The sequence below is a fragment of the Bradyrhizobium sp. AUGA SZCCT0176 genome, from assembly GCF_018130145.1.
Taxonomy (GTDB): Bacteria; Pseudomonadota; Alphaproteobacteria; order Rhizobiales; family Xanthobacteraceae; genus Bradyrhizobium.
On sequence record NZ_JAFCMB010000007.1, the window covers coordinates 251,438 to 276,124 of the forward strand.

The following is a 24,687-nucleotide window of genomic DNA, read 5'->3' on the forward strand; positions in this document are numbered from 1 at the left end:
TTCAAAGTGCGGTGCGTTTTCTCACTCGATAACGCACCAGAGATGAAAATGCCCGGCGCAAGACCGGGCATTTCAGTTTTATCGATTTGAGCCGTGGTTGACAGATGAACTTTTCATCAACAACGCATCCTATCTGCCTTTTATCTGTACGCGTTTTCTTGACGCGAACCGGTACCCGCTTCGCTTGAAAACGCTATGGTTCAGTCGCGTGCGATGCACATGGCAATGCCCATGCCGCCGCCGATGCACAGCGTGGCGAGGCCTTTCTTGGCATCGCGCTTCTGCATTTCGTGCAGCAGCGTCACCAGCACGCGGGCGCCGGAAGCGCCGACGGGATGGCCGATCGCGATCGCACCGCCATTGACGTTGACCTTGGAGGTATCCCAGCCGAGGTCCTTGTTGACGGCGCAGGCCTGCGCCGCGAACGCTTCATTGGCCTCGATCAGGTCCAGATCGGCGATGTTCCAGCCGGCCTTCTTCAACGCGGCGCGGGAAGCCGGGATCGGCCCGGTGCCCATGATCTTGGGATCGACGCCGGCCTGGCCCCAGGACGCGATGCGGCCGAGGATCTTCTTGCCTTCCTTGGCGGCCTGCTTGGCGGTCATCAGCACCACCACGCCGGCGCCGTCATTGATGCCGGACGCGCTGCCGGCGGTGACCGTGCCGTCCTTCTCGAAGGCGGGCTTCAGCTTGGCCATCGCATCGACGGTGGCGCCATGGCGCGGATATTCATCGGCGCTGACGATGATGTCGCCCTTGCGGGATTTGATGGTGACGGGGACGATCTCGTCATTGAACTTGCCGGCCTTCTGCGCGGCCTCGGCCTTGTTCTGCGAGTGCACCGCGAACTCGTCCTGTTGCGCGCGGGTGATCTGGTACTGCCGCGCGACGTTCTCGGCGGTGTTGCCCATGTGATAGCCGTTGAAGGCATCCCACAGGCCGTCCTTGATCATGGTGTCGACCAGTTCGAGGCCGCCCATCTTGACGCCGCCACGCAGATATTGCGCGTGCGGGGCCATGCTCATGGATTCCTGGCCGCCGGCGACGACGATTTCCGAATCGCCGTTGAGCAGCGCCTGATAGCCGAGCGCAACGGTGCGCAGGCCCGAGCCGCAGAGTTGGTTGACGCCCCAGGCCGGGCTTTCCACCGGGATGCCGGCCGCGATCGAGGCCTGGCGGGCGGGATTCTGGCCCTGCGCCGCGGTCAGGATCTGGCCCAGGATGACTTCGGACACGCGGCCCGGCTCGATGCCAGCCCGCTCCAGCGCGGCCTTGATGGCGATGGCGCCAAGATCATGGGCCGGGGTGGTGGCGAACGCGCCGTTGAAGCTGCCGACCGGGGTGCGGGCGGCGCTGACGATGACGACATCGTCTGACATGGACATCTCCTGTGGGCTTGAGGTTTCTCGACGGCGGGCGGCCGGATGGCGGGCCTGTCTCTTGGGACTATCCTGTTAACCTAGGCATCCTGTGTCAATCGGCCAGAGGGGAAAATCACGCCGCGGCGCATTCAAAATAGCGTCCTTGGCAGTTTCCATAGCAGTACCCATGCCTTGGAATTAACCGTGCCGCACAAAACGGTAGCCGAGCCGCATTGAAAATGCTTACTTTGCTGCGTTGCGTTGCTCGTCTGCCCGCCGGCGATGCCGTCGGGTTCCCCGCTCTCGGTATCGATGTGTGAGCCCCATGGCCATGGCCAAGTCAGACCAACCCACCACGATCAAGAAATACGCTAACCGGCGGCTCTATAATACCGGCACCAGCACCTATGTGACGCTCGAGGATCTCGCAGCGATGGTGAAGGATGGCGAGGATTTTCTCGTCTATGACGCCAAGACCGGTGACGACATCACCCGCTCGGTGCTGGCGCAGATCATCTTCGAGCAGGAAAACAAGGCGGGGCAAAATCTGCTGCCGACCACGTTCCTGCGCCAGCTGATCCGCTTCTACGGCGACAGCATGCAGATGGTGGTTCCGAAATATTTGGAACAATCGATCGACACGCTGACGCGCGAGCAGGAAAAGTTCCGCAAGCAGCTCACCAACACGTTCTCGGGAACGCCATTTGCGCCGCTCGAAGAACACGTCCGCCGCAACATGGAACTGTTTCAGCAGACGTTCTCGATGTTCAAGCCGTTCGTGCCGCCGCGCGGCGGCGTGGCGTCAGTCGAACCCGAGAAGCTGCCGGAGCCGGCGGCTGCCGAAGACAATATCGATGATCTTCGCCGTCAGATGAAAGACATGCAGGACCGCCTCGAGCGCATGTCGAAAGAGCCGAAGAAGGAAGAGTAGTTTTTCTTCCGCGCTCCACTCTCTCCATACGTCGTCCCGGCCTTGAGCCGGGACCCATAACCACAAATCTTTGTTGTCGCGTGAGGGCGTCTACCACCGCGCCCCATCGATGAGCCGCGGCGTATAGGTCCCGGCCTTCGCCGGGACGACGGAAACATTTCAACGCTACGCTGATCAACTCGCCGCCGGCAACACCGTCTCGGCCGGCACGGCCCACGGCCGCTCCGGTGATGCGAGGCCGATCAGGCGGCCCTGGATGTAGTCGCAGCCCCATTCGCGCAGCATGACCGCGGACTCTTCGTCCTGCACCCATTCCGCCACCGTTTTGATCTGCAGCCGCCGCGCCAGATCGATCAGCGTCTGCACGAAGGCGCGGTCATCGGCCGAGCGCGCGATGTTCTGCACGAAGGCGCCGTCGATCTTGACGATGTCGACACCGAGCTTGCGCAAATTGCGGAACGAGGTGTAGCCGGCGCCGAAATCGTCGATCGCGATCCGGCTGCCGAAATTCTTCAGCCTGGTGACGAAGCCTCTGATGTCGTCGATATCCTGGATCGCCACGGTCTCGGTGATTTCCACGATCAGCCGTTCGGCCACGCCCGGATGCGCACGCATCAGGGATTCGATCGAAGCCGACCAGTCCGGATCCATCGTGGTGTCGGGTGAGATGTTGAGGCTGAGCTGCACGTTCGGTGACGCCGCGAGTTCGGCGACCGCGAGTTCCAGCACGCGGTGATCGACCATCCGGATCAGGCCAAGTCGTTCCGCGACGGGGACGATATCCGGTGCCAGCAACGCCTGGCCGTTGGCCTGCTCCATCCGCACCAGGCATTCGTAGAACGCCGGCTGGCGCGAGCGTGCCTCGACCACCGGTTCGAACGCTGTCACGATCCGGCGCTCGTTCAGCGCGGTAACGATTTCATCGGTGACACGGATGTTGACGCGGCGCTGCGCGTCGCGTTCGACATTCGGCTTCCACAGTGAGAACGATCCGGCCCGGCGGCTCTTGGCGCCGTCCAGCGTTTCCTGGGCGCGGGTGACGGCCTCATCGGCGCTGCGGGCGTAACGCGGGATGCTGATCGCGCCGATCGACGCCGTTACCGACACCGGTCCGGATACGGTCGGCACCACCTCGTCGCGAATACCGGCGAGAAACCGCTCGGCCGCGACATTGGTGTCGTCGACGGTGCAGTTGCGCAGGATCAGCCCGAATTTGTTGCCGGAGAATCGCCCGAGCACGTCGCCGCCGCGCAGCCGCGCACGAATGCGCTTTCCGACTTCCGCGATCACGCCATCGGCGACATCGAAGCCGAAAGCGTCGTTGACGCGCGCCAGATGGTCGATGCCGATCAGCATGAAGGCGCATGACGAACGGAAGCGCGCGGCTTCCTCGATCGCCTCGGCGAGCGCTGCGATCAGGTGGGTGCGATTGAGTTCGCCGGTCAGCGGGTCGTGCCGCGAGAGCCGCACGAGCTGCTCATCGCGGGCGCGGCGCTCATTGTCGACGCGGACGACGCCTTGCGCGCGCGCCGGCTTGCCGTCGGCGCCGGCAAACCAGCAACCGGTTTCCTCGATCCAGATCACGGGCGCGGAGGTCGAGGCCCGCACGCCATATTCGACCCGGTAGGCGACACCTTCGCCGCCGCGTGCCGGGGCGGTGTGACCCAGCGCGTCTGACCGGATCGACCCTTTCGGCTCGATCAGCTTGGCGAACGCGGCGCCGCTGGCCAGCGCTTCCGGGGCGATGTCGGTAAAGACCGAGGCGGCGTTGTCGCTCCAAGCGATGCTGTCGGCGGCGAGATCCCAGACGAACGTGGCCTGCCCGAGCGAAGCGAGGATGCTGGAGGCTTGCGGGACAGCGGACATCAAAGTCGCCTCGATTCGGGACAGCCCAACGACAGGCAAAGGTGATTCTGGCACCTTCAGGATAGTGGTTCTATCGAATCAGACGCTAGGCAAAGTTCATAAATAATCTGGAAACCACGTTTTACGGCTGTCGCAAACCTTGAGGGAACCAACCGGGACGCATCGGCATAGGCCTTGCGAGGAGCAGATCGCAGTAGGGTGTCACGTCCCAAAACGTGACAGTTTTAGCCGGTTCAGTGCGATGCTCGATACCGAACGATCAGAAGATATTTTGGACGTAGACGTCTCCGACGCCGACGCGCCGGCCTGTGTCGCGCTCGTGCCGGTGACCCAAACGGTGCACTGGTCGCGGAAAGCGACCATGGCGCGACCCGACCCGACCTTTCTGACTCAACTGATCGCGACCGCCGACCAGGCCCCACAAACGCGCTGCATGCGACGTGCCTCGATCGAGGATGCGCAGGCCGCCTATGGCGCACACCCGCAGGAACGCCGCAGCGTGGCACGGCGGACCCGGCAGGTCATCTGAAGCAAGAAATCTGATCCGACGGACCGGTCAGCGCGGCGGCTTGTCCGGCGACGGTGTCGCACCGCTACCCGGCTGTATCCCCGGCGAGGGGACTTCCGGCGAGGCCGCATGGGGCGCGGCCGCCGGCGCGGGCGCCGGTTCCGGGTGATCCAGCAACACTGATTCAGCAACCGATGCCGCGGGCGGCGCTGTCGTTTGTACGGGCGCAGGCTCGGGTTTCGGCTCGGCCACTGGCGGCTCGGCCTGCGGCTCAGCTTTCGGCTCAGGTCTTCTGGCGCCCTTGGCGGACACCGCAGGCGCCACGACCGCGCGCCGCCGCGTGCGCAAGGCAAGGCCGGACAGGAAGTCGACCAGCGCAAGCGACGTCAGCAGGAAATAGGTCGAGGTGCCGAACTTCGGCCACAGCACGAATTCGGCAGCGGCCGCGCCGAACACGATCAGCGACAGCAGATGGTCGGTGAAATATTTCGCGCCGGGACGCGCGCCTTTGATGACTTCGAACATCAACAGGAAGATGCCGACCGCGATCAGAACGTCGCTCAGCGTCACCTGCCATTCCACGCCCGACAACAGCATCAGCTTCAGCAGCGGCGTGCTGAAAGCGACTTCCGGCATCAGGAAGGCGATGATGTTGTAGATCGCGAGCGGAATCAGGAGTAGCGGAAATCCGACCATGGACATCGGCGAGGCCTTACTAAAGGAAACTTGAACGCTCCTAAGGCGAAGCATCGCGCTTCGCCACCGGGAACCGTCTTACCCCATCCGTTGGCCGAATTCAGGCAGGCACGGCTGAATCGCCGCGCCAAGCCTGGGCCCGATCAGGATTCCTTTTTGGCCTTCAGAACCTGCCGGCCCTTGTACATGCCGGTCTTCAGGTCCAGGTGGTGCGGACGGCGCAATTCGCCCGAATCCTTGTCTTCGGCATAGGTCGGCTTCTTCAGGGCGTCCGCCGAGCGGCGCATGCCACGCCGCGAGGGCGATGTTTTTCTTCTGGGAACGGCCATAACGGTCCTCTAGGGGTGTTGTCGGAGGGCATCGTCCTGGTAGCGGACCGCCCAGCGCTTCAAAGCACGGGCTGTGATGCCGATAAGGCCGCGCTTATAGAGGAAGGGATGGCGTAAAGCTAGGCTTTGCCAAGGTTAAATCGGCCGAAAATTGGCTCAAAATGCACGATTTTCGCTCCAGCACCGCTGCAGCGCGGACGCATTCGCCCGCGCCATGTAGGTGCCGGCCAGACGCCGCACCCCGGGGCCGGGATTACGGGCGCTGCGCCTGACCGGATTGGGCAGGATCGCCGCCAGCAGGGCCGCCTCGCGCGGCGACAGGGTCGCAGCCGAACGACCGAACGCGTATTGGGACCCTGCCTCGGCGCCGAACTGCCCGGAGGGGCCCAGTTCGGCGATATTGAGGTAGATTTCGAGAATCCGCTGCTTGGACAGCACCAGGTCGATCCACATCGCCAGCGGCAGCTCCAGCGCCTTGCGGACCACGCTGCGGCCCGGCCACAGGAACAGGTTCTTGGCCACCTGCTGGGTGATGGTGGAGCCGCCACCCGACACCTCGCCTTCTTCGTGATCCTCGATCGCATCCTGCAGCGCGCTCCAATCGACCCCGCGATGGCCGCAGAATTTGGCGTCCTCGGAGCCCACCACCGAACGCGGCAGCGCCGGCGAAATCGCCTTGAAATCGATCCATTGCCGCGACACCGGCGCGCCCTTGAGCCAGCGCCAGGCCATCAGCGTCGAGACCGGATGGCCGGTGCGATAGAACGGCGTCACCAGATACGGCAACAGCAGCAGCACCAGCAAAATCAGCAATAAGATTCGGACAAAGCGCAAATTCGGATGCTTCCGGTTCAGCCCAGCCGGCGTAAGGATCGGTCAACAGACCCCTTAATAGGTGACATCACCATGATATTTCGTGGGTTTTCCAGCGCTTTTAAGGCGCCTCAAGCCGGGAAGCGGAATTGACTGACGCCCTGCCATCAACGATTGTCCGGCAAAATTGATCTGGAGCCATTCTTAAATGACGACCGCCACTGCCGATTTCTCCACACGATTGGATCAGACCGCCGAAGATACCGAGGCCCTGCTGGCGAAGCTGCTGTCGGATACGCTGTTATCAGACGAGATCGCGCGGCCGAAGCGGCTGATGGACGCGATGCGCTATTCAAGCCTCGGCGGCGGCAAGCGCCTGCGGCCGTTTCTGGTGGTCGAGAGCTCGGCCGTGTTCGGCGTTCCGCGCGACGCGGCGCTGCTCGCGGGCGCCGCGCTCGAATGCATCCACTGCTATTCGCTGATCCATGACGATCTGCCGGCGATGGACAACAGCGACCTGCGCCGCGGCCGTCCCACGCTGCACAAGAAGACCGACGACGCCACCGCGATCCTCGCTGGTGACGGCCTGCTGACGCTGGCGTTCGACATAGTGACCCGCGACGAGATTCATTCGGATCCCACGGTGCGCCTGCTGCTGACCCGTGCGCTCGCCCGCGCCTCGGGGATCGGCGGCATGGTCGGTGGACAAATACTCGACCTCGCCGGCGAAGGCCGGTTCGGCGACCGCGAACCGGTCGACGTGGCGCGGCTGCAGCAGATGAAGACCGGCGCGCTGCTGCGCTATGGCTGCATCGCGGGCGCGATCCTCGGCCAGTCCACGCAACAGGAATATCAGGCGCTCGACGATTACGGCCGCGCGCTCGGCGAGGCGTTCCAGATCGCCGACGATCTGCTCGACGTCGAAGGCGACGCCGCAGCCCTCGGCAAGCCGGCCGGCGCCGATGCGGCGCTCGGCAAGACCACCTTCGTCACCCAGCTCGGTATCGACGGCGCCAAGCAGCGCGTGCGCGACTTGCTGGCGCGCGCGGATTCCGCGCTGTCGATCTTCGGAGCCAAGGGTGACGTACTGAAGGCCGCGTCGCGCTTCGTCGCCGATCGCAAGAGCTGACGTGCCATCGCAGAAGAAGGAACTCGACGAGCTCCTCGACCGGTTCAGGAAAAAGCCGGTTCTGCTCCGTGTGGTCTATGGGCGGCCACGCACCTTCATCGCGATCGCAGTCGGTATCGTTGCGTTCTTTTTGCTTCCGGGCTCGCTGCGGCTGGTAACGCGGCTGCTGGCCAGCTGGGACATCTTCGTCGCGCTGTATCTGGTGCTGGTTTTCACCATGGTGTTTCGCAGCGGCATTTTGCACATCCGCCGCAACGCGGCGCTGCAGGACGACGGCCGTTTCCTGATTCTGCTGCTGACGGCGCTCGGCGCGTTTGCCAGCATCGCCGCCATCGTGTTCGAACTCGGCGCCTCCAACCGCAGCGCGCCGGGGCTGGTGCTGGCGACGGTGACCATCGTCCTGTCATGGGCGGCGGTACACACGGCGTTCTCGCTGCATTACGCGCATGAGTATTACCGCGGCGGCAAACCGGGCGGCCTGCAGTTCCCGAGCGGCGACCAGCATGAGGACGCCGATTACTGGGATTTCGTCTACTTCTCGTTCGTGATCGGGATGACCGCGCAGGTTTCCGATGTCGGGATTACCGACAAGATCATCCGCCGCACCGCGACCGTCCACGGCATCATCTCGTTCGTGTTCAATACCGCGCTGGTCGCACTGATGGTGAACATCGCCGCGAGTGCGATCTAGAGCCTCAGCGACATACCTCGACATTGCCGCCGCTTGGATACGGGCCGCCCTGGGCAAACGTCTTGTATTCGAGGCGACAGCCGGCGGTCACGGAGCGACAACCGGCCTGATCGCATACGACCTGGCCGGATGCCCGGCCGGATGCCTGAGGCCTGGGCGCACTGACCTCGGGCCGCGGCCGTTCCCGCACCGGACGCTCGGGGCGATCATCGGTATCGCGCTTGGCCACCGGCTTGTTGCCGCGGCGCTTTTCGCATTCATTGTCGTCGTTCAGCACCGAACCCTGGGCGCAAGTGATCTTGCTGCAGCGGTCGCCATCGGCCCTGAAGCCATGTTCGCAGACCAGCGGACAGACGCGTGACGGTTTCAGCTTGATCGCATCGAGCGTGTCGACGCTGGCCACTTTGGCATCAAGCCTGGTCCCGGCGTAGCGGTTGAACAGCGTCAGCGAGCGCTGCGAAGCGGCGTTCCAGTCGCCATCGGCGGCGCCGGTCAGGCAGCCGACTCGGCGCAGTTCGGCCTGCACCGACTTGGTGATGTCGGCCGGGGCCGATGCCGGGGGCAGGGCCGCGAGATTGACGGCCTTTTCCTTGACAGCTTCCTTGGCGGACGCCGGCGCGTCAACCGCGAGGCGCTTCTGTTCGGCCGCCGCGGCCTGGTCCTGCGCAATTTGCTTGGCTTTTTCGGCGGCGATACGCGCCTGCTCGGTGGCCCTGACATCAGCCTCGGCCTTCGACTGCTCCGATCTCTGAGCCCCTTCGGCGACCAGCCGTGCCCGCTCCTGCTCGGCCAGCCGCGCCTTCTCGGTGGCGGCTATGCGGATTTCCTCGGCGGCGATCTTGTCGAGCTGCAGCTTGGCGAGGCTGGCATAGAAGCCGTCGGGATATTGCTTGAGGAAGGCATCGAGCGCGTTCTTGTTGCCGAGCTGAAGCGCCAGTTCGTAATCGCGGCGGGCTTCGGCCTGCGCGCTGAGCGCGGGCGCGGGCGCAGGCGCCGCTGCGGCGGGCGCCGGTTTGGCGGGGGCCGGCACCAGCGGCACGTCGTCGCCGCCCAGCGAACCATAGACAAACGGCTCCTGCCGGTTGCCGGTGGTCTTGAGCACTTCGTCGCGGACAAATCCGAAAGCGCGGCGCACGTCGAGCCCCGGCGTCGCGATGTGGCGCGACAGCGCTGCTGTGAACGGGCTGTTCTGGCCGTCGCCGTCGGCGGCGGTGAATCCGGCCTTGGCCGAATAGGCGATCAGCACGTTCGGGCTGCTCGGCTCGACCTTGGCGAGGCCCTGCCCGATCGCGCGCGAGGCAACCGTCCGCTTCATGGTCTTGGCAAACGGATTGTCCCGGCAGGCATCGAGAATGACGAGCCGCAATTTCTTGGCCGGCTCGATCGCGATCAGCACGCGATCCAGCGACAGGGCCTCATCGTAAACGTCCGTGTCGCGTTCCAGTTTTGCATCCACCGGAATCAGATAGTTCGAGCCGTCCACCTCGATGCCGTGGCCGGCGTAATAGACGACGGCGATGTCGGCGTCCCGGGCACGGTCGGCGAAGTCGCGCAGCGCGCGCCGGGTTTCGGCCGCGGGCAGATCGCGGCGGGAATCGACGACATCGAAGCCGGCCTCCTTCAGCGTCGCGGCGATCTTGGCGCTGTCGTTAACCGGATTGGCAAGCTGCGGGACATTCCTGTAGGCGGAATTGCCAAGCACCAGAGCGACGCGCTTCTCGGCAAACGCCGGCTGGCACACAGCCAGCAGCGCTGCGGCGGCAAGCACCCATCGATGCAATTTTAGAGATCCAGATCTGAACATGACGCTTCCGGAGCCTCGCACTTTTTCGCACCGGGTATACCTATCATGGGCATAGGGCCGGGCTTTGTGAGTTGGGTCACGAACCGCATCGACCCGGATCGCGCGGCCATTTTACCGCCAATCCGGCAAACAGGCCACGGGTTAGCGTGGCAGGCCATGTTTTGACGCCGGACTGATCCGGACGGCCTCGACGCCAATTGCTACGCTTATTCCGGGCGTTCAGTGCGGGACAACGTGACCCTGGTACTGCGGCAAATCGTCGGTGATGGAGAACCAGGGCGCCTTGGAACCCACGAAGATGTGGGCGGACGGGCGGATCGAGGGAGCATCGACCAGCGTCCCCATCGCGACATGGACGAAGGCGCCGTCGCGCACCACCGAATAAAGCAAGGAGCCGCATCGCCGACAGTGCGCGTTATGACCGGCATCGTCGCCATGGATCATCACGATATCGTCACCCGCGGTGATACTGAGCCTGTCGCGTGCGATGCCGGCAAACGGCTTGAACGCCGAACCGGTGGTCCGCCGGCAATTCGAACAATGGCAATTGAGGGCATATTCGAATGAATCGGCCACCGCGTAACGCACCGCGCCGCAGAAGCATTCTCCGGCCAGAATGCGAGCATTCGAATTCGCTGAACCCGTCATGATTCAATTCCCTGCTGCGGTCTTGAACTCATCCATAGCGCAATGCATCTGTTCGTGGCTAACTTCAACTCGAACAATCCTGCATCCTGGGGAGGACTATTGTGAGCGAAGACCGATCGAGCGTCGAAGCTGTCGTCCAGAATTATTTTGATGGCCTGTATGAAGGCAATGCCGACAAGCTCGGCGCGATCTTCGATCCCACCGCCGATTTGCGCTGGGTGGAGAAGGGCGAATTGCAGGTGCTGACCGTGCCGGACTGGCTGGATCGCGTGCGCAAGCGCCCGTCAGCCAAGGCCGAAGGCAAGCCGCGCGAGGATTTCATCGTCACCATCGACCGCTCGGACGAATCCACCGCCTTCATCAAGGTGCGCTGCCAATTGCCGCCGCGTTACTTCACTGACTATCTGGTGGCGATGAAGCTCTCGGACGGCTGGAAGATCGTCTCAAAATCCTACCGCTACGATCTGCGCGAGTGACCCCTGCTTAGGCCTGCATATGAGGACCGATCCGTGAGCTACGACCGTTCGACCGTCGAAGCCGTGATCCAGCATTATTTCGACGCCGTCTACGAAGGCGACGTCGACAAGCTCGGCGCAATCTTCCACCCTTCCGCCGACCTGCGCTCGCTGGAGAAAGGGAGGCTGAAGGTCCTCGCCATGCCCGACTGGCTGGATTACTTCCGCAAGCGGCCGTCGGCGAAGGCCGAAGGCAAGCCGCGTGAGGATTTCGTCGTCACGATCGACCGTTCGGACCAATCCACCGCCTTCATCAAGGTGCGCTGCCAATTGCCGCCGCTCTATTTCACCGACTATCTGGTGGCGATGAAGCTCTCGGATGGCTGGAAGATCGTTTCGAAGTCCTACCGCTACGATCTGCGCGGGTAGCCTCGCCCGTCCGCGGGTCCATCCGACCGGATTGACGTCCGAGGGGTTTCCCTGCGAATTGGGGAGATCATGGACGCCAAATTTCAGATCTTTTTGATCCTGCTCGCCGTGCTGGCAGGCACCGCCCTGCTGGCACGGCGAATCAATGTCGCGTCGGCGATCCTGATGATGCTCGTCGGCATCGTGCTCGCCTTCGTGCCGGGCATGCCGTCGATCGAACTGCCGCCGGAACTGGTGCTGCTGGTGGTGCTGCCGCCGCTGATCTATTCGGCCAGCGTCGCCATGAGCTGGCGCGAATTCAAGTTCAACCTCCGCCCGATCACGCTGCTGGCCGTCGGCTGCGTGATTTTCACCGCCTTCGCGGTCGCCGCCGCCACGCATTACCTGATCGGGCTGCCATGGACCGTCGGCTTCCTGCTGGGCGCCATCGTCGCACCGCCCGACGTGGTGGCGCCGCTGGCGATTGCCCGCAAGCTCGGCATGCCGCGCCGGATCCTGGTCGTGCTCGAGGGCGAGGGCCTGGTCAACGATGCGACCGCGCTGATTCTGTATCGTTTCACGGTCGCGGCGATCCTGACCGGCATGTTCTCGCTGCCGAAGGCCACCGGCACGTTCGCCGTCATCGTCGTCGGCGAGTTGCTGTTCGGTCTCGCGGTAGGCTGGCTCAGCCTGCGCATGCGCCACCGCGCCCGCGATCCGCAGGTCGAGATCACGCTGTCGCTGCTCACGCCCTACCTCGCTTTCTGGATTCCCCACCATTTCGGTGGTTCCGGCGTGATCGCCACCGTCGCCTGCGGGCTCTATATGAGCTGGAACGGGCCGCTTTTGATCTCATCGGCGACGCGCCTGCAGGGCATCTTCTTCTGGGATCTCGTGATCTATCTGGTCGAGGGTTTTCTGTTCTTGCTGACCGGCTTCCAGATGCGCTCGCTGTTCGAGAAATCGAAGGCGTTCCCGCTGGACGAGATCCTGTTCGCCACCGCGCTGGTCACGGTCATCGTGATCGTCGCGCGGTTCGCCTGGGTCTTTCCTGCCATCTATCTGCCGCGCCTGCTGAACCCGCGCCTGCGGGCGCGCGATCCCAGTCCTCCATGGCGAAACACATTCGTGATCGCCTTCACCGGTGTGCGCGGCGCGGTGTCGCTTGCCGCGGCGCTGGCGCTGCCGCTTGCACTGCCGAATGGCGACGCGTTCCCGCATCGCGACCTGATCCTGTTCGTTTCCTTCGGCGTCATTTTCATCACCCTGGTCGGACTGGGGTCAGGCCTGCCGCTGGTGGTGCGGTGGCTCGGCCTGACGCAGGCCGGCCGCGACGAACACATCGCCGAGCACGAAGCCGAGATCGCAGCGCGGCGCGAGGCGCTCGATGCCGCGCTCAAATCGCTCGATGCCATCACCAACGACCGCGAATTGACCGACGAAGTCGTCAAGCTGCTCCGCGCACGGCACGAATCCCGCACCAACCAGCTGCCAGATGCGTTCGATCCCGACGTGCAGGACGCCTCGGCGGCCGGCACCGAACTGACCCGCGAGCTGATCTCGACGGAGCGTAAATTCATTCACGCCTTGCTGCGCGACGGCAAGATCACCGACGAGACCCGGCGCCGGATCGAGCGCGACCTCGATCTGGAGGAAGCGAGTTTGAGCAATCGGGAGTATCGGAGGATTCCGTTGTAGGCCCGTATCCATCCACACGTCGTCCCGGCCTTGAGCTCAGATGCGCAATTGCGCATCGGGGGACCCATAACCACCAGCGATCATTGTTTTAACACGCTGATCGTTGTCTTTCTTTTTCAACAACGCCCGCCGCGGCGTATGGGTCCCGGCGTTCGCCGGGACGACACGAGAGAAGCAGCCCGCCCCTACTCCGCCGCAACATTCCGCCCGGGACCGCCGACGAACCCCGCCGCATCGCCGAAGCGCTCGATCATCACGGCGGTGAGGTCTTTCGTCTTGCTGGTGACGCAGGCGCCGGAGCGTACGGTGTAGCGGTCCTGACGCGCGACATGCGGCGGTGCCTCGCCCTGCTGCAGCGCGCGGGCGGCCTCCATCACCAGTTTGCGGAAATGCATGATGCCCAAATCAGTCGGGCCGAGATGTTCTCGCGTCCGGTCGGCAATCGGGCCCTGGCTGTCCTGCACCGCGGCGTCCTGTTCGGAGACGCCCTTGATGCCGGTGTAGCTTTTCGTCTTCTGCAGCTTGCGATCGATCAGATAGTCGTTGGCCTTGTTGCGCAGCGGAACGTAATTCTCGTCGACTTCCGACATCACGCCGTTGCCGCGGTCGTAGCCGTCGCGCTCGGCCTGCGTCAGCGGCCGCTCCGGATTCCACGCATAGGTGTAGATCCAGCAACTGGTATCGGTCACCGGAACGAAGCTTTGGCCAAAAATGTTCTCGCCCGGCATCGAGCTCGGCGCATAGGCATGCACCGGCATCAGAAACTGGGCAATGCGCCAGTAGATGTTGTCGGACCCGGTGAGCCGCCCGCCGGCGACGGTGAGGCCGGCCGCGTGCGGGCTGATCTTGATCACCGGGCGCGGGTCCTCGGCGATCCAGCGCATATGGTCGGTCGCAACCCGCGTGAGCGGATTCACAAAATGCTTCTTGATGTCGAGGATCTCGTTCTCTTCCTTCTCGAAGCTCAGATGCGCGAAGGTGAAGTGCGCGGTGTCGATCGATCCTTCGAGCGCCTGCACCCAGTTGCAGTCCTGCCATTTCTTGGTGACGTAGCGGTGCGAGGCCGGCAGCAGCGCCATCTCCAGCGCCGGCAATTCCGGCACCTGATCGGCCGGGCCCATATAGGCCCAGATCATGTCGCCCCATTCACGCACCGGATAGGATTTGATCTTGATCAGGTCCTTGGCGTTGAGATCGGGATAGGAGGTCGGCATGTCGACGCAGTTGCCTGACATGTCGAACTTCCAGCCGTGATAGACGCAGCGGATGCCGCACTCCTCGTTGCGGCCGAGCCAGAGATTGGCGCCGCGGTGCGGGCAATATTGATCGATCACGCCAACCACGCCGCGGCTGTCACGGAACGCCAGCAGTTCTTCGCCCATGACGATAATCTTCTTCGGCGTGCCGTCGGCCTCAGGCAATTCCGCCGACAGCAGCACCGGCATCCAGAATCGGCGCAGCAATTCGCCCATTCCCGTTCCCGCCCCGCTCTCGGTCAGGAAGGCGTTGTCTTCGGCGCGGAGCATGGCGTGACCTCCGGATTTTATTTCGTTTCAGTTCGTAGGATGGGTGGAGCGAAGCGATACCCATCACTTGTATCCGCGCCGTGAGATGATGGGTTTCGCTGCGCTCTACCCATCCTACGGCGCTCATCACACCGGCCGCTCGCCTTTCACGGTCACGCGCGTGCCCGACCTTGTATGCGGCCAGTAATCCCACATCGCGCGGTGCTGGGCGCAGCGGTTGTCCCAGAAGGCGATGGCGTTTTCGGTCCAGCGGAAGCGGCACTGGAACAGCGGATTTTCCGCGTGCTGATAGAGATAGGCGAGCATCGCGTCGCTCTCGTCGCGGGGAACGCCGATCAGGAAACGCGTAAAACCGCGGTTGACGTAGAGCGCCTTCTTGCCGGTCACCGGGTGCGTGCGCACGACAGGATGCTCGGCGCGCGGATATTCCGGGCGGTCTTTGACGCCGTAATTGGCGTAGAGCCCGCGATAGGTCTGTTCGCCGTCATGCAGCGCGGTTAGCGCGTCGAGATAGGCCTTCATGCGGTCCGACAGCGATTCATAGGCCGCATACATGTTGGCGAACAGCGTGTCGCCGCCGCGCGGCGGGCACTGCCTGATGTAGAGGATCGAGCCCATCGGCGGCTCGACGTCGCAGGACACATCGGTGTGCCAGCCCTCGCCATTGGCGCGCGGTGAATCCTTGTCGGCGTAGATCTTCATCAACGCGGGATCATCGCCCTCATGTGGTGCCGCCGGATGAATATGCAGCTCGCCGAACTGCCGGCCGAACGCCAGATGCTGCTGCGGCGTGATGTGCTGGTCGCGAAAGAAGATCACGAGGTTTTCGGCGAGCGCGCGGTGGATTTCGTCCATCGTGCGGTTCGACAGCGAGTCAGCGAGATCGACGCCCGAAATCTCCGCGCCGATGATCGGGGTCAGTTTTTCGACGCCGATAGTCTCGTAGGGTTCGCTCTCGCCGGCGATATGCCGGTAGCGGGGTCCCTGCTTGCTGGAGAGTGAAGACATGGGCGTTTCTCCCAATCATTATTGATTGGAAGCATCGTAGCGCAGGCGATGCCGAGCGCAATGCAATAGGTGTCGTCCCGGCCTTGAGCCGGGACCCATACGCCGCGACCTATCGGTGAGGGTGCTGGCGTTAGATATTTTCCGCAAAATTAAGGCCGCGGCGTATGGGTCCCGGCGTTCGCCGGGACGACACCGATGGCTACTCCGCCGCCGTCACCGGCGCCTTGGCATTCGCCCCATAACGCTGATCGATGTAATCGATCACCAGCGCCTTGAAGTCGGCGGCGATGGAAGGGCCGCGCAACGTGCGGAACTTCTTGCCGTCGACGAACACCGGGGCGGCCGGGGCTTCGCCGGTGCCGGGCAAGGAGATGCCGATATTGGCGTGCTTGGATTCGCCGGGGCCGTTGACGATGCAGCCCATGACCGCGACGTTCAACGCTTCGACGCCGGGATATTGCGTTTTCCAGCCCGGCATCTCTTCCCTGATGAAATCCTGGATCGAGCGCGCCAGTTCCTGGAACGTGGTGGAGGTGGTGCGGCCGCAGCCGGGGCATGCCGCGACCAGCGGCACGAAGGTTCGAAAACCCATGGTCTGCAGCAGTTCCTGGGCGACCTGGACTTCCAGCGTGCGATCGCCGCCGGGTTCGGGCGTCAGCGAAATGCGGATGGTGTCGCCGATCCCTTCCTGCAGCAGGATGCCGAGCGCCGCGGATGACGCCACGATGCCCTTTGATCCCATGCCGGCCTCGGTGAGGCCGAGATGGATCGCGTAATCCGAACGCTCCGCGAGTACCTCGTATACCGCGATCAGATCCTGCACGGCGGAAACCTTCGCCGACAGGATCATCTTGTTCTTGGGCATGCCCAGTTCCTGGGCGCGGGCCGCCGACAGCAGCGCCGACTGCACCATGGCTTCGCGCATCACCGCGCGCGCATCGCGCGGGTTCGGCAAGGCGGTGTTCTCGTCCATCAGCTTGGTGAGCAGTTCCTGATCGAGCGAACCCCAATTGGCGCCGATGCGGACCGCCTTGTTGTTCTTGTTGGCGATCTCGATGATGTCGGCGAACTGGGTGTCGCGCTTGTTCTTGAAGCCGACATTGCCGGGATTGATGCGGTATTTGTCGAGCGCTTCGGCGCAGGCCGGATAATCCGCCAGCAGCTTGTGGCCGATGTAATGGAAATCGCCGATCAGGGGCGTGGTGATGCCGCGCTTGCGCAAACCGTCGCGAATGTGCGGAACGGCAGCGGCGGCCTCGTCACGGTCCACCGTGATGCGGACCATCTCGGAGCCGGCGCGCGACAAGGCTGCGACCTGGGCGATGGTGCCGTCGATATCGGCGGTGTCGGTGTTGGTCATCGACTGCACGACGATCGGCGCGCCGCCGCCGACGGCGACATTGCCGACCATGACCTGGGTGGTTTTATGCCGGGCGCTGGGGCCGGCGACGTCGTCTTGCGGCGGTTTTTCGGGCTTGTTCATGGCGTCTCGAATATCAGGTTTTGGTGACATTCACCAAGGGGACGGGGATGGGCCAGCCGGCCGGACCCAGATTTGAATTTTATCTCTGTATTTTCAATGGCTTAATCCGGCCATTGCGGTTGGAGGCAGGCGATCAACACTCGGCCTCCCTGTCAGCTATATTGGACAGGAATCGCCGGATTGAAAGGGCAAGATGGGCCGGGCAGGGCGGCTTTTCATGTGACGTCGGAGACCCTCTTTTTGTTCAAGCGTGATCTTTTCGGAGAACCGGTTCCCACTTTTCCGGATCCTGCTCTACCATCATTCAAATAACGGGAGGTTTAGGCATGTCGGAGCTGATCAGTACGACGGAACTTGCCGGCATCCTCGACCGGCCCAACCTGCGGCTGTTCGATTGCACGACCTATCTCGAACCGGCGCCCGAAGGCAGCAACGCGCCCTATATCGCGGTGCCCGGCGACCAGACCTTCGCGGCTGGCCACATTCCCGGCGCGGATTTTCTCGACCTGCAGGGCGAATTCTCCCAACAGGGTATCGAGCTTCGCTTCATGATGCCTGATATCACGCAGCTCGAGGCGGCGTTCGGGCGGCACGGCGTCAGTGCCGATAGCCGCGTCGTGCTCTATTCGATCGGCACGCCGATGTGGGCGACGCGGTTCTGGTGGATGCTGAGATCGCTCGGCTTTGACAATGTCGCTGTTCTCGATGGCTGCTTCGACAAATGGAAGGCCGAGGAGCGGGAGATCGAGACGGGCGCGCCCAAGGGATATAAGAAGGCCACCTTCAAGGCGAAGCCGAGGCCCGGTCATTTCGTCGGCAAGGACGAGGTGCTCGCTGCTGTCCGAGATCACAGCGCCGTGGTCGTCAACGCGCTGGGCCCACAATTCCACCGGGGACTGGAGCCAAGCCGTTATGGCCGGCCCGGACGGATTCCCGGCAGCTGCAACGTATCGGCGGCAACCCTGCTCGATCCCTCGACGCGCGTTTTCGTGCTGCTTGCGGACGCCGAAGCGAAATTCGCGACGCAAGGCCTGCGCAAGGACAAGCAGGTGATCGCCTATTGCGGCGGCGGCATCTCGGCGACCATCGACCTGTTCCTGCTGCACCGGCTTGGCTACGACAACCTGACCCTCTACGACGCCTCGATGGGCGAATGGGCCAAGGACGAGGCGCTGCCGATCGAGACGGATTAGATGTGGTGATTGTCGGACGGGCCGAAGACTCGCTTCACCTCTCCCGCTTGCGGGGGACGAGACGAGCGAAGCTCGCTCTTAGGTCGGCGCGTAAGCGCCGGGTGGGGGCTCTCTCCACACGATCGGTCCGACTCGCGGCAACACCCCCACCCCGCCCTCCCCCGCAAGCGGGAGAGGGAGCGCAGCGCCGTCGTGGATACACTCGAACTCCCCCTCACACGTTCGGATCGGGTGTTACTTCCGCCCTTGCCGCCACGGGCCGGTTGACGAGATAGAGCCCAGCGATGACCAGCAGCGCTGCGACGCCAAACGCGATCGTCAGCGTGTCGTGCAGGATGAAATACGCGGCCACCACGCCGAACAGCGGCGTGATGAAGGTGAAGGCCGACAATTTGCTGGCCGAATAGGTTTTCACCAGCGCAAACCACAGCAAGAACGTCAGGCCGACCACCCAGAACGCCTGATAGGCCAGCAGCGCCAGCGACAGCGGCCCGGGAATATGGGTGATGGTTTCGCCGGAAATCCACGCCGCAAGCGCCAGGATCGGGATCGAGATCGCCACCTGATAGCCGAGCCCCTTTTCCGCCGGCGCCTTGATCAGCGCGGTGGCCTTGACGATTAGCGTCGTGGTCGCCCACAGCGCGCCGCCCACGACGATCAGCAGATCGCCCATCAACACCTTGGCATCGACATTGGCCTGGGGGACGCCGATCGCCAGCGCGACACCGGCAAAACTCAAAGCGAGCCCGCCCCATTGCGAGGCGCGCAGCCGTTCGCCGAGAAAGACATAGGAGCCGAGGGCTACGAAGAACGGCGCCGTGTACAGGAACACCGCGGCCCGCGACGCCGACGTCAGCAGCAGGCCGCGATAGATCAGCACGAATTCAATGCCGAAGATGACGCCCGCGATCATGCCGGGCCACAGCGTGCCGTCGCGCTCGAAGAATCTGACGCCGCGAAACCAGCCGATGATCAGCAACACCGGCAGCGCGCCAAGCGAGCGGACCAGGGCCTGCAGCATCGGCGGCACGTCCGGCAATACCAGCTTCACCGCGATCTGATTAAAACCCCAGCTCAGGCACAGCATCAGCATCAAGGCGATAGCGCCCGGGGTGAGGGCACGCCCGGCGGCAGAGATCACAGGATTGGACGACATTTATCCTCGTAGCCCGGCTTGGCGCCGCGTTCTTATTTCTGACAATGCGCGCAGGTGCCGGCAATCTCGACGACGGAAAGCTTTGGCGCAAAGCCGGACGCGCGCGCCGCCGCATTGAGGCTTTGCGCGACCGGGGCCGCGGGAATTTCGCCGACCGAGCCGCAATGGTCGCAGATCAGGAACGCCACCATCGCGGTCGCGTCATGGTCGTGCGCGCAGGCGAGAAAGGCGTTGCGGCTTTCGATGCGGTGGACGAGGCCGTTTTCCATCAGGAAATCCAGCGCGCGGTAGACCGTGATCGGCGCCGGCCGCGGCATCGTCTTGGCGAGTTCGTCGATCACCTCATAGGCCCCGAGCGGACGGTGGCTGGACAGCAGCGCCAGCAGCACCTGACGCCGGATCGGAGTGAATTTCTGCGCCCGCTTGGCGCAAACCTGCTCGGCATGCGCGATCGCGTCCGCGGCGCAGCGGCCGTGATCGTGGTCGGGTGCGGGAAAGGTAGGTTTTGCCAGGGTCATTGCGTCAGGTTTGTAGCATTTTGGCGCCCAATCCCAAAGCCCGGTGGTTCCGCAGACACCAGCCATGTTCTGAGGGCGGAGCTGGTAACACTTAACCCGGCATGCAGAATTCATAAGCAAGCTTATAATATCCGAAGCTTATGGAGGCTGGCGATGCGCGGTTCCGTGGATATGAACTTCCTGTTTACGCTCGGCGAAGTGCAGCGGATGATGCGCGCCTATGCCGACAAGCAGGCGGCGCGCTATGGCATCACCCGCGCGCAATGGGCGGTTTTGGCCAAGGTCGAACGATCCGAAGGCCTGAAGCAGACGGAACTCGCCGAACTGATGGAAATGCAGCCGATCACGCTGACGCGATTGATCGACAAGCTCTGCGACAATGGCTGGATCGAGCGCCGCGGCGACGAGACCGACCGCCGCGTCAACCGGCTTTACCTGAAGAAGGCCGCGCGGCCGCTGCTCGGCAAGCTAGCCGGGTTGCGCTCCGAACTCACCGCGACCGCGCTCGAAGGCATCAATCCCGCCGACGCCCACCGCCTGCTGTCGCAACTCGATCTGATCAAGGAAAACGTTCGCAACGCGGTCCAGAATCCGCCCAGTGAACCGCCCAGGAAGGAACAGCGCTATGGCTGATCCCGTGCTCAAATTCCCCCCCGAGCAGAAGGCTGCCGAACAGAAGGCCAGTCCGGATTCGCCGACGCCGCGCCCGAAACTGGCCGCGGAGCCGCGCCGCCGGCTGATGGCCGGCATGCGCCGCTATCGCCGTTTCCTGCTGCTGGTGGTGCTGCCGCTGGTCGCCGCGGTGGCCGGGATTACCTTTTATCTCAATGGCGGCCGCTACGTGACCACCGATGATGCCTATGTCGGTGCGCAGAAGGTGCTGATCACGTCAGACGTATCAGGCAAGATCATCAACGTGACCGTGAAGGAAGGCCAGCAGGTCTCGACCGGCGACACCCTGTTCCAGATCGATCCGGTGCCGTTCCGCCTGGCGGTAGCGCAGGCGCGCTCCAAACTTGACGACGCCAAAGTCAGCCACGACACCCTTGTCGCCAATGTGAAGCTGTACGGGCAGACCATCGAACTGGTCAACGCCGGCATCGCGCTCAAGCAAAAGGACGTCGAACGCAAGAATTCGCTGGTCAAGAGCCAGGCCGGCTCGCAGCTCGATCTCGACAACAGCGCCACGACCCTGGTCACCGCACAGGCGCAGCGCCAGCTGGTCACACAACAACGATCCAACGCCCTCAACCAGCTGCTCGGCGATCCCGAGCTGCCGCTCGAAGCGTTTCCGGCCTACATGCAGGCCAAGGCGGCGCTAGACGACGCCCAGCGCAACCTTGATTTGACCACCGTGCGCGCGCCGATGAACGGCGTCGCGACGCAGGTCGAGCAGATCCAGCTCGGCCGCTTCGTGATGGCGGGCAGCCCGGTGTTTTCCATCATCGACGTCGCCAACCCCTGGGTCGACGCCAATCCGAAGGAGTCCGACTTCACCTATGTGGCGGTCGGCCAGAGCGTCACGCTCGACGTCGACGCCTTCCCCAACCACGTGTTCAAGGGCACGGTCGGCTCGCTCTCGCCCGGCACCGGCGCGCAATTCGCGATCCTGCCGCCGCAGAACGCGACCGGCAATTTCGTCAAGGTGGTGCAGCGCGTTCCGGTGCGGATCTATTTCGACAAGAACGACAAGTTCGTCCGCAAGCTGAAAGCCGGCATGAGCGTCTATGCCAGCATCGACACCAACCATCGCCGCTCGCTCGCGCACCTGCTCGGCTTGACGCCGGCGGCGGCTAACCACGAAACCGACTGACCATGCCGGCGCAGGGCCCGACACCAACTGCGGTTCCCGGCCTGCGCCGGAACATGGTGACGATCTGCGCCATGACGGCGACGATCATGCAGGCGCTCGACACCACCATCGCCAATGTCGCGCTGCCTTACATGCAGGGTTCGCTGTCGGCCTCGCAGGACCAGATCAACTGGGTGCTGACCTCCTATATCGTCGCCGCCGCGATCATGACCGCGCCGGTGGGGTGGATCGCCAACCGCTTCGGCCGCAAGCGCATCTTCATCATCTGCTCGGGCGGCTTCACGATTGCTTCCGTGCTGTGCGGCCTCGCGCAAGACATCAACCAGATGGTGCTGTTTCGTTTGCTGCAGGGCGTGTTCGGCGCGGCCCTGGTGCCGCTGTCGCAGGCGGTGATGCTGGATTCCTACGCGCTGCATGAGCGCGCCAAGGCGATGGCAATCTGGGGCATGGGCGTGATGATGGGTCCGATCATGGGACCCTCATTAGGCGCGTGGCTGACCGAAACCTATTCCTGGCATTGGGTGTTCTTCGTCAATTTGCCGTTCGGCATCTTCACCGTGCTCGGCCTCATGATCTTCATGGACGAGACCGGAAAGGACCAGGAGCTGCGCTTCGACTGGTTCGGCTTCACGGCGCTGGCGGTCTCGATCGGATCGCTGCAGCTGGCGCTCGACCGCGGCGAGCAGCTCGGCTGGCTGGAATCCAACGAGATCATCGCCGAGTTCATCATCGCCGGCATCGGGTTCTATTATTTCCTGGCGCATTCGTTCACCACCTCGAAGCCGTTCATCCAGTTCGCGCTGTTCAAGGACAAGAATTTCGTCGGCGGCTGCGTGTTCATGGCGGTCATGGGCCTGGTGCTGTTTTCGACCATGGCGCTGTCGTCGCCGTTCCTGCAGAACGTGATCGGCTATCCCATCATCACCGCCGGCGTGCTGCTGGCGACCCGCGGCTGCGGCACTTTCGTCGCGATGATGCTGGTCGGCCGCATGATGCGCTTTGTCGAGGCGCGCAATCTGATCATCACAGGCCTCAGCATCACGGCTATTTCGCTGTTCTACATGACCGGCTGGACCGACCAGACCGGCGTCACCGAGATCGTCGTGATCAGCGTGCTGCAGGGATTCGGGTTCGGCCTGGTGTTCGTGCCGCTGTCCACCGTGGCGTTCCTCACGCTGCCCAATCACCTGCGCACCGACGGCACCTCGATGCTGACATTGATGCGCAATGTCGCGAGCTCGGTCGGCATTTCGATCGTGATCTCGCAGCTGACCGAGGGATCGCGGCGGGTCTATGCGGGGCTGTCGGAAAATATCAACCCGTTCAACCACGCCCTGCAGATGCCCAATGTGCGCGGCATGATCGATCTTGGCACCGATACCGGCCGCGCCATGGCGGACGCCATGGTCAAGGCGCAGTCGCAGATCATCGCCTTCTCGCAGGACTACCAGCTGGTGATGTTGTTCGTTCTGGTCTCGATCCCGCTGGCCATCATGATCGGTTCGACCAAGGCGACGCTGCGTGCGCAGTCGGTGGCGCCGGATCATGCTGTCATCGAGTAGAGACTATCGCGCCTCGCCCGGCTTTGACCGCAGGCACAAATACATGCCGCCAAGCGAGAGCGCGCCGCCGATCAGATGGATGATTGTCGGCGCCTCGCCGAGAAAGCGGATCGACAGCACCGCGCTGACGATCGGGCCGAGATAGAGGCTGAGCGAAGTCGATACCGCGCCGAAGCGCCCCCCGAGCCAGGCATAGGCCCCGTAGGCAAACAGCCCGGGGACGAGACCCGCAAAGAGATAGACGAGCGCGGCGCGGCCGGTGAAGGCGGCTGATGGCGTCTGCCAGATTTCATGGATCGCAAACGGCAGCGAGAACAGCGCGCCGGCCGCCGCGAACAGGCCGATCCGCGCCAAAAAGCTGACGCCCTGGCCAACGCGGTTTTGCATCAGCGTGTATCCAGCCCAGCCCAGCATCGCGAGCAGCGCCAGGAGATCGCCGGTGGAGAGGCCCGTCCCGACCGAGGCCTGTCCTTTGGTGATGATCAGGAGCGCGCCGGCCAGCGCGACCGCCATGCCGATGATTTGCCTGCGGGCAATGGATTCCCGCCCCGTGGCAAAGGAGAACAGCAGCACGACGATCGGCGACAGCGCCATGATCAGCGCGAGGTTGATCGCCGACGTGGTGATCCCGGCGACATAGACCGGGCCGCCGCAGATGAACATGCCGAGAAAGCCGGCCAGCGCGATGCCCGGCCACTGCCCGCGCAACGATGCGGGCTTCTCGCGCAGCGCCATCACGACGACCGGCAGCAGGCCGAGCGCCACGATGCTCCAGCGGAAGAACGCGATCGAGAACGGCGGAACGCTGCCGGCCACGCCGCGCGCCAGGATCATGTTGGAGACCTGGGCGGTGGCGACCAGGAGGAAGCCGAGCAGGCCCAGCACTTCGTGCGTCCGCGCGCCTGTTGCCGCTTGTGGTTCGCTCATGGTCGATCGCTTCTGACATTCCCGTCGGCGCGGTCCTGCCCCGCCGCCCCTGTCAGCTAGCACATCGATCCGAGCAGCTCTAGCGGCAGCCGAAACTCGTGGCCTGCGTTACCGGCCCGCTGCCGTTCCGTCAGCAGGATCTCGTCGGGGGCGGTGCCGTACCC

At 63.6% G+C, this 24,687-nt stretch carries 24 protein-coding genes; 11 read left to right on the top strand and 13 right to left on the bottom strand.

Annotated elements, in window-relative coordinates; genetic code table 11:
• Window positions 1-200: 200 nt before the first annotated feature.
• A complete protein-coding gene (locus JQ600_RS19305; protein ID WP_212269862.1) occupies window positions 201-1,379 on the bottom strand; it encodes an acetyl-CoA C-acetyltransferase in 1,179 nt (392 codons plus the stop codon).
• Window positions 1,380-1,692: 313 nt separating this feature from the next.
• Between JQ600_RS19305 and phaR the strand changes: the two genes are divergently transcribed.
• Window positions 1,693-2,292, top strand: coding sequence for a polyhydroxyalkanoate synthesis repressor PhaR (phaR, locus tag JQ600_RS19310; RefSeq protein WP_212386486.1), 600 nt, complete (start codon window positions 1,693-1,695; stop codon window positions 2,290-2,292).
• A gap of 174 nt (window positions 2,293-2,466) precedes the next feature.
• Here phaR and JQ600_RS19315 read toward each other — a convergent pair whose 3' ends face one another.
• A complete protein-coding gene (locus JQ600_RS19315; protein WP_212386485.1) occupies window positions 2,467-4,158 on the bottom strand; it encodes a bifunctional diguanylate cyclase/phosphodiesterase in 1,692 nt (563 codons plus the stop codon).
• Between the two features lie 241 nt (window positions 4,159-4,399).
• Here JQ600_RS19315 and JQ600_RS19320 point away from each other — a divergent pair, with 241 nt between their 5' ends.
• Window positions 4,400-4,687 (top strand): hypothetical protein, encoded by a 288-nt coding sequence (locus tag JQ600_RS19320; protein ID WP_249133637.1) that lies wholly within the window; start codon window positions 4,400-4,402, stop codon window positions 4,685-4,687.
• A 27-nt stretch (window positions 4,688-4,714) separates the two neighbouring features.
• On the opposite strand, the gene JQ600_RS19325 is transcribed toward JQ600_RS19320, so the two are convergent.
• From JQ600_RS19325 to mtgA, 3 genes are all read right to left on the bottom strand, one after another.
• Window positions 4,715-5,362: a hypothetical protein gene (locus tag JQ600_RS19325; protein WP_212386702.1), complete on the bottom strand. Its 648-nt coding sequence runs from the start codon at window positions 5,360-5,362 to the stop codon at window positions 4,715-4,717.
• A 143-nt stretch (window positions 5,363-5,505) separates the two neighbouring features.
• Window positions 5,506-5,691: a 50S ribosomal protein L32 gene (rpmF, locus tag JQ600_RS19330; RefSeq protein WP_027540899.1), complete on the bottom strand. Its 186-nt coding sequence runs from the start codon at window positions 5,689-5,691 to the stop codon at window positions 5,506-5,508.
• 156 nt (window positions 5,692-5,847) lie between these two features.
• Window positions 5,848-6,525 (bottom strand): monofunctional biosynthetic peptidoglycan transglycosylase, encoded by a 678-nt coding sequence (gene mtgA / locus JQ600_RS19335; RefSeq protein WP_212269859.1) that lies wholly within the window; start codon window positions 6,523-6,525, stop codon window positions 5,848-5,850.
• 187 nt (window positions 6,526-6,712) lie between these two features.
• Between mtgA and JQ600_RS19340 the strand changes: the two genes are divergently transcribed.
• The gene (locus JQ600_RS19340; protein WP_212269858.1) at window positions 6,713-7,633 is read left to right on the top strand and encodes a polyprenyl synthetase family protein; all 921 of its coding nucleotides are present in this window, start codon (window positions 6,713-6,715) and stop codon (window positions 7,631-7,633) included.
• A 1-nt stretch (window position 7,634) separates the two neighbouring features.
• Window positions 7,635-8,324, top strand: a complete 690-nt coding sequence (locus tag JQ600_RS19345) for a DUF1345 domain-containing protein (RefSeq protein ID WP_212386484.1) — start codon at window positions 7,635-7,637, stop codon at window positions 8,322-8,324.
• A gap of 4 nt (window positions 8,325-8,328) precedes the next feature.
• Here JQ600_RS19345 and JQ600_RS19350 read toward each other — a convergent pair whose 3' ends face one another.
• Window positions 8,329-10,128 (bottom strand): caspase family protein, encoded by a 1,800-nt coding sequence (locus JQ600_RS19350; RefSeq protein ID WP_212386483.1) that lies wholly within the window; start codon window positions 10,126-10,128, stop codon window positions 8,329-8,331.
• Window positions 10,129-10,347: 219 nt separating this feature from the next.
• Entirely contained in the window at window positions 10,348-10,776 is a 429-nt protein-coding gene (locus JQ600_RS19355) for a GFA family protein (protein WP_212386482.1), read from the bottom strand.
• A 101-nt stretch (window positions 10,777-10,877) separates the two neighbouring features.
• Between JQ600_RS19355 and JQ600_RS19360 the strand changes: the two genes are divergently transcribed.
• The 3 genes from JQ600_RS19360 (at window position 10,878) to JQ600_RS19370 (ending at window position 13,337) form a co-directional block, all read left to right on the top strand.
• Window positions 10,878-11,252 (top strand): nuclear transport factor 2 family protein, encoded by a 375-nt coding sequence (locus tag JQ600_RS19360; protein WP_211998201.1) that lies wholly within the window; start codon window positions 10,878-10,880, stop codon window positions 11,250-11,252.
• A gap of 33 nt (window positions 11,253-11,285) precedes the next feature.
• On the top strand, window positions 11,286-11,660 hold the full coding sequence (locus JQ600_RS19365) for a nuclear transport factor 2 family protein (protein ID WP_212386481.1): 375 nt from the start codon (window positions 11,286-11,288) through the stop codon (window positions 11,658-11,660).
• Between the two features lie 69 nt (window positions 11,661-11,729).
• A complete protein-coding gene (locus tag JQ600_RS19370; protein ID WP_212386480.1) occupies window positions 11,730-13,337 on the top strand; it encodes a Na+/H+ antiporter in 1,608 nt (535 codons plus the stop codon).
• 185 nt (window positions 13,338-13,522) lie between these two features.
• Here JQ600_RS19370 and JQ600_RS19375 read toward each other — a convergent pair whose 3' ends face one another.
• From JQ600_RS19375 to ispG, 3 genes are all read right to left on the bottom strand, one after another.
• A complete protein-coding gene (locus tag JQ600_RS19375; RefSeq protein WP_212490036.1) occupies window positions 13,523-14,863 on the bottom strand; it encodes a Rieske 2Fe-2S domain-containing protein in 1,341 nt (446 codons plus the stop codon).
• A gap of 126 nt (window positions 14,864-14,989) precedes the next feature.
• Window positions 14,990-15,871, bottom strand: a complete 882-nt coding sequence (locus JQ600_RS19380) for a TauD/TfdA family dioxygenase (RefSeq protein ID WP_212386478.1) — start codon at window positions 15,869-15,871, stop codon at window positions 14,990-14,992.
• 199 nt (window positions 15,872-16,070) lie between these two features.
• Window positions 16,071-17,354, bottom strand: a complete 1,284-nt coding sequence (gene ispG, locus JQ600_RS19385) for a flavodoxin-dependent (E)-4-hydroxy-3-methylbut-2-enyl-diphosphate synthase (protein WP_212268785.1) — start codon at window positions 17,352-17,354, stop codon at window positions 16,071-16,073.
• A 326-nt stretch (window positions 17,355-17,680) separates the two neighbouring features.
• Between ispG and JQ600_RS19390 the strand changes: the two genes are divergently transcribed.
• Window positions 17,681-18,547 (top strand): sulfurtransferase, encoded by an 867-nt coding sequence (locus tag JQ600_RS19390; protein WP_212386477.1) that lies wholly within the window; start codon window positions 17,681-17,683, stop codon window positions 18,545-18,547.
• A 214-nt stretch (window positions 18,548-18,761) separates the two neighbouring features.
• Here the strand turns inward: JQ600_RS19390 and JQ600_RS19395 are convergent, their stop codons facing one another.
• Together JQ600_RS19395 and JQ600_RS19400 are read right to left on the bottom strand one after the other, a co-directional pair.
• Window positions 18,762-19,703, bottom strand: coding sequence for a DMT family transporter (locus JQ600_RS19395; RefSeq protein ID WP_212386476.1), 942 nt, complete (start codon window positions 19,701-19,703; stop codon window positions 18,762-18,764).
• Window positions 19,704-19,735: 32 nt separating this feature from the next.
• Window positions 19,736-20,221, bottom strand: coding sequence for a Fur family transcriptional regulator (locus tag JQ600_RS19400; RefSeq protein ID WP_212268782.1), 486 nt, complete (start codon window positions 20,219-20,221; stop codon window positions 19,736-19,738).
• A 153-nt stretch (window positions 20,222-20,374) separates the two neighbouring features.
• Between JQ600_RS19400 and JQ600_RS19405 the strand changes: the two genes are divergently transcribed.
• The 3 genes from JQ600_RS19405 to JQ600_RS19415 are packed head-to-tail and all read left to right on the top strand — an operon-like array spanning window position 20,375 to window position 23,596.
• The gene (locus JQ600_RS19405; RefSeq protein ID WP_212268781.1) at window positions 20,375-20,854 is read left to right on the top strand and encodes a MarR family winged helix-turn-helix transcriptional regulator; all 480 of its coding nucleotides are present in this window, start codon (window positions 20,375-20,377) and stop codon (window positions 20,852-20,854) included.
• On the top strand, window positions 20,847-22,034 hold the full coding sequence (locus JQ600_RS19410; protein WP_212268780.1) for an HlyD family secretion protein: 1,188 nt from the start codon (window positions 20,847-20,849) through the stop codon (window positions 22,032-22,034). Before JQ600_RS19405 ends, JQ600_RS19410 begins: the two co-directional genes overlap by 8 nt.
• Window positions 22,035-22,036: 2 nt before the next feature.
• Entirely contained in the window at window positions 22,037-23,596 is a 1,560-nt protein-coding gene (locus JQ600_RS19415) for an MDR family MFS transporter (RefSeq protein WP_212386475.1), read from the top strand.
• A 3-nt stretch (window positions 23,597-23,599) separates the two neighbouring features.
• Here the strand turns inward: JQ600_RS19415 and JQ600_RS19420 are convergent, their stop codons facing one another.
• Window positions 23,600-24,523: a DMT family transporter gene (locus JQ600_RS19420; RefSeq protein ID WP_212386474.1), complete on the bottom strand. Its 924-nt coding sequence runs from the start codon at window positions 24,521-24,523 to the stop codon at window positions 23,600-23,602.
• Between the last annotated feature and the right edge of the window lie 164 nt (window positions 24,524-24,687).

What these genes read in the sequence shown, in the direction of transcription:
- JQ600_RS19420 (WP_212386474.1), bottom strand. Translation starts at nt 24,523, where the DNA reads ATGAGCGAACCACAAGCGGCAACAGGCGCGCGGACGCACGAAGTGCTG.
- ispG (WP_212268785.1), bottom strand. Translation starts at nt 17,354, where the DNA reads ATGAACAAGCCCGAAAAACCGCCGCAAGACGACGTCGCCGGCCCCAGC.
- JQ600_RS19350 (WP_212386483.1), bottom strand. Translation starts at nt 10,128, where the DNA reads ATGTTCAGATCTGGATCTCTAAAATTGCATCGATGGGTGCTTGCCGCC.
- JQ600_RS19390 (WP_212386477.1), top strand. Translation starts at nt 17,681, where the DNA reads ATGTCGGAGCTGATCAGTACGACGGAACTTGCCGGCATCCTCGACCGG.
- JQ600_RS19400 (WP_212268782.1), bottom strand. Translation starts at nt 20,221, where the DNA reads ATGACCCTGGCAAAACCTACCTTTCCCGCACCCGACCACGATCACGGC.
- JQ600_RS19405 (WP_212268781.1), top strand. Translation starts at nt 20,375, where the DNA reads ATGCGCGGTTCCGTGGATATGAACTTCCTGTTTACGCTCGGCGAAGTG.
- JQ600_RS19320 (WP_249133637.1), top strand. Translation starts at nt 4,400, where the DNA reads ATGCTCGATACCGAACGATCAGAAGATATTTTGGACGTAGACGTCTCC.
- JQ600_RS19340 (WP_212269858.1), top strand. Translation starts at nt 6,713, where the DNA reads ATGACGACCGCCACTGCCGATTTCTCCACACGATTGGATCAGACCGCC.
- JQ600_RS19325 (WP_212386702.1), bottom strand. Translation starts at nt 5,362, where the DNA reads ATGGTCGGATTTCCGCTACTCCTGATTCCGCTCGCGATCTACAACATC.
- JQ600_RS19380 (WP_212386478.1), bottom strand. Translation starts at nt 15,871, where the DNA reads ATGTCTTCACTCTCCAGCAAGCAGGGACCCCGCTACCGGCATATCGCC.
- rpmF (WP_027540899.1), bottom strand. Translation starts at nt 5,691, where the DNA reads ATGGCCGTTCCCAGAAGAAAAACATCGCCCTCGCGGCGTGGCATGCGC.
- phaR (WP_212386486.1), top strand. Translation starts at nt 1,693, where the DNA reads ATGGCCAAGTCAGACCAACCCACCACGATCAAGAAATACGCTAACCGG.
- JQ600_RS19395 (WP_212386476.1), bottom strand. Translation starts at nt 19,703, where the DNA reads ATGTCGTCCAATCCTGTGATCTCTGCCGCCGGGCGTGCCCTCACCCCG.
- JQ600_RS19370 (WP_212386480.1), top strand. Translation starts at nt 11,730, where the DNA reads ATGGACGCCAAATTTCAGATCTTTTTGATCCTGCTCGCCGTGCTGGCA.
- JQ600_RS19305 (WP_212269862.1), bottom strand. Translation starts at nt 1,379, where the DNA reads ATGTCAGACGATGTCGTCATCGTCAGCGCCGCCCGCACCCCGGTCGGC.
- JQ600_RS19410 (WP_212268780.1), top strand. Translation starts at nt 20,847, where the DNA reads ATGGCTGATCCCGTGCTCAAATTCCCCCCCGAGCAGAAGGCTGCCGAA.
- JQ600_RS19375 (WP_212490036.1), bottom strand. Translation starts at nt 14,863, where the DNA reads ATGCTCCGCGCCGAAGACAACGCCTTCCTGACCGAGAGCGGGGCGGGA.
- JQ600_RS19315 (WP_212386485.1), bottom strand. Translation starts at nt 4,158, where the DNA reads ATGTCCGCTGTCCCGCAAGCCTCCAGCATCCTCGCTTCGCTCGGGCAG.
- JQ600_RS19415 (WP_212386475.1), top strand. Translation starts at nt 22,037, where the DNA reads ATGCCGGCGCAGGGCCCGACACCAACTGCGGTTCCCGGCCTGCGCCGG.
- JQ600_RS19355 (WP_212386482.1), bottom strand. Translation starts at nt 10,776, where the DNA reads ATGACGGGTTCAGCGAATTCGAATGCTCGCATTCTGGCCGGAGAATGC.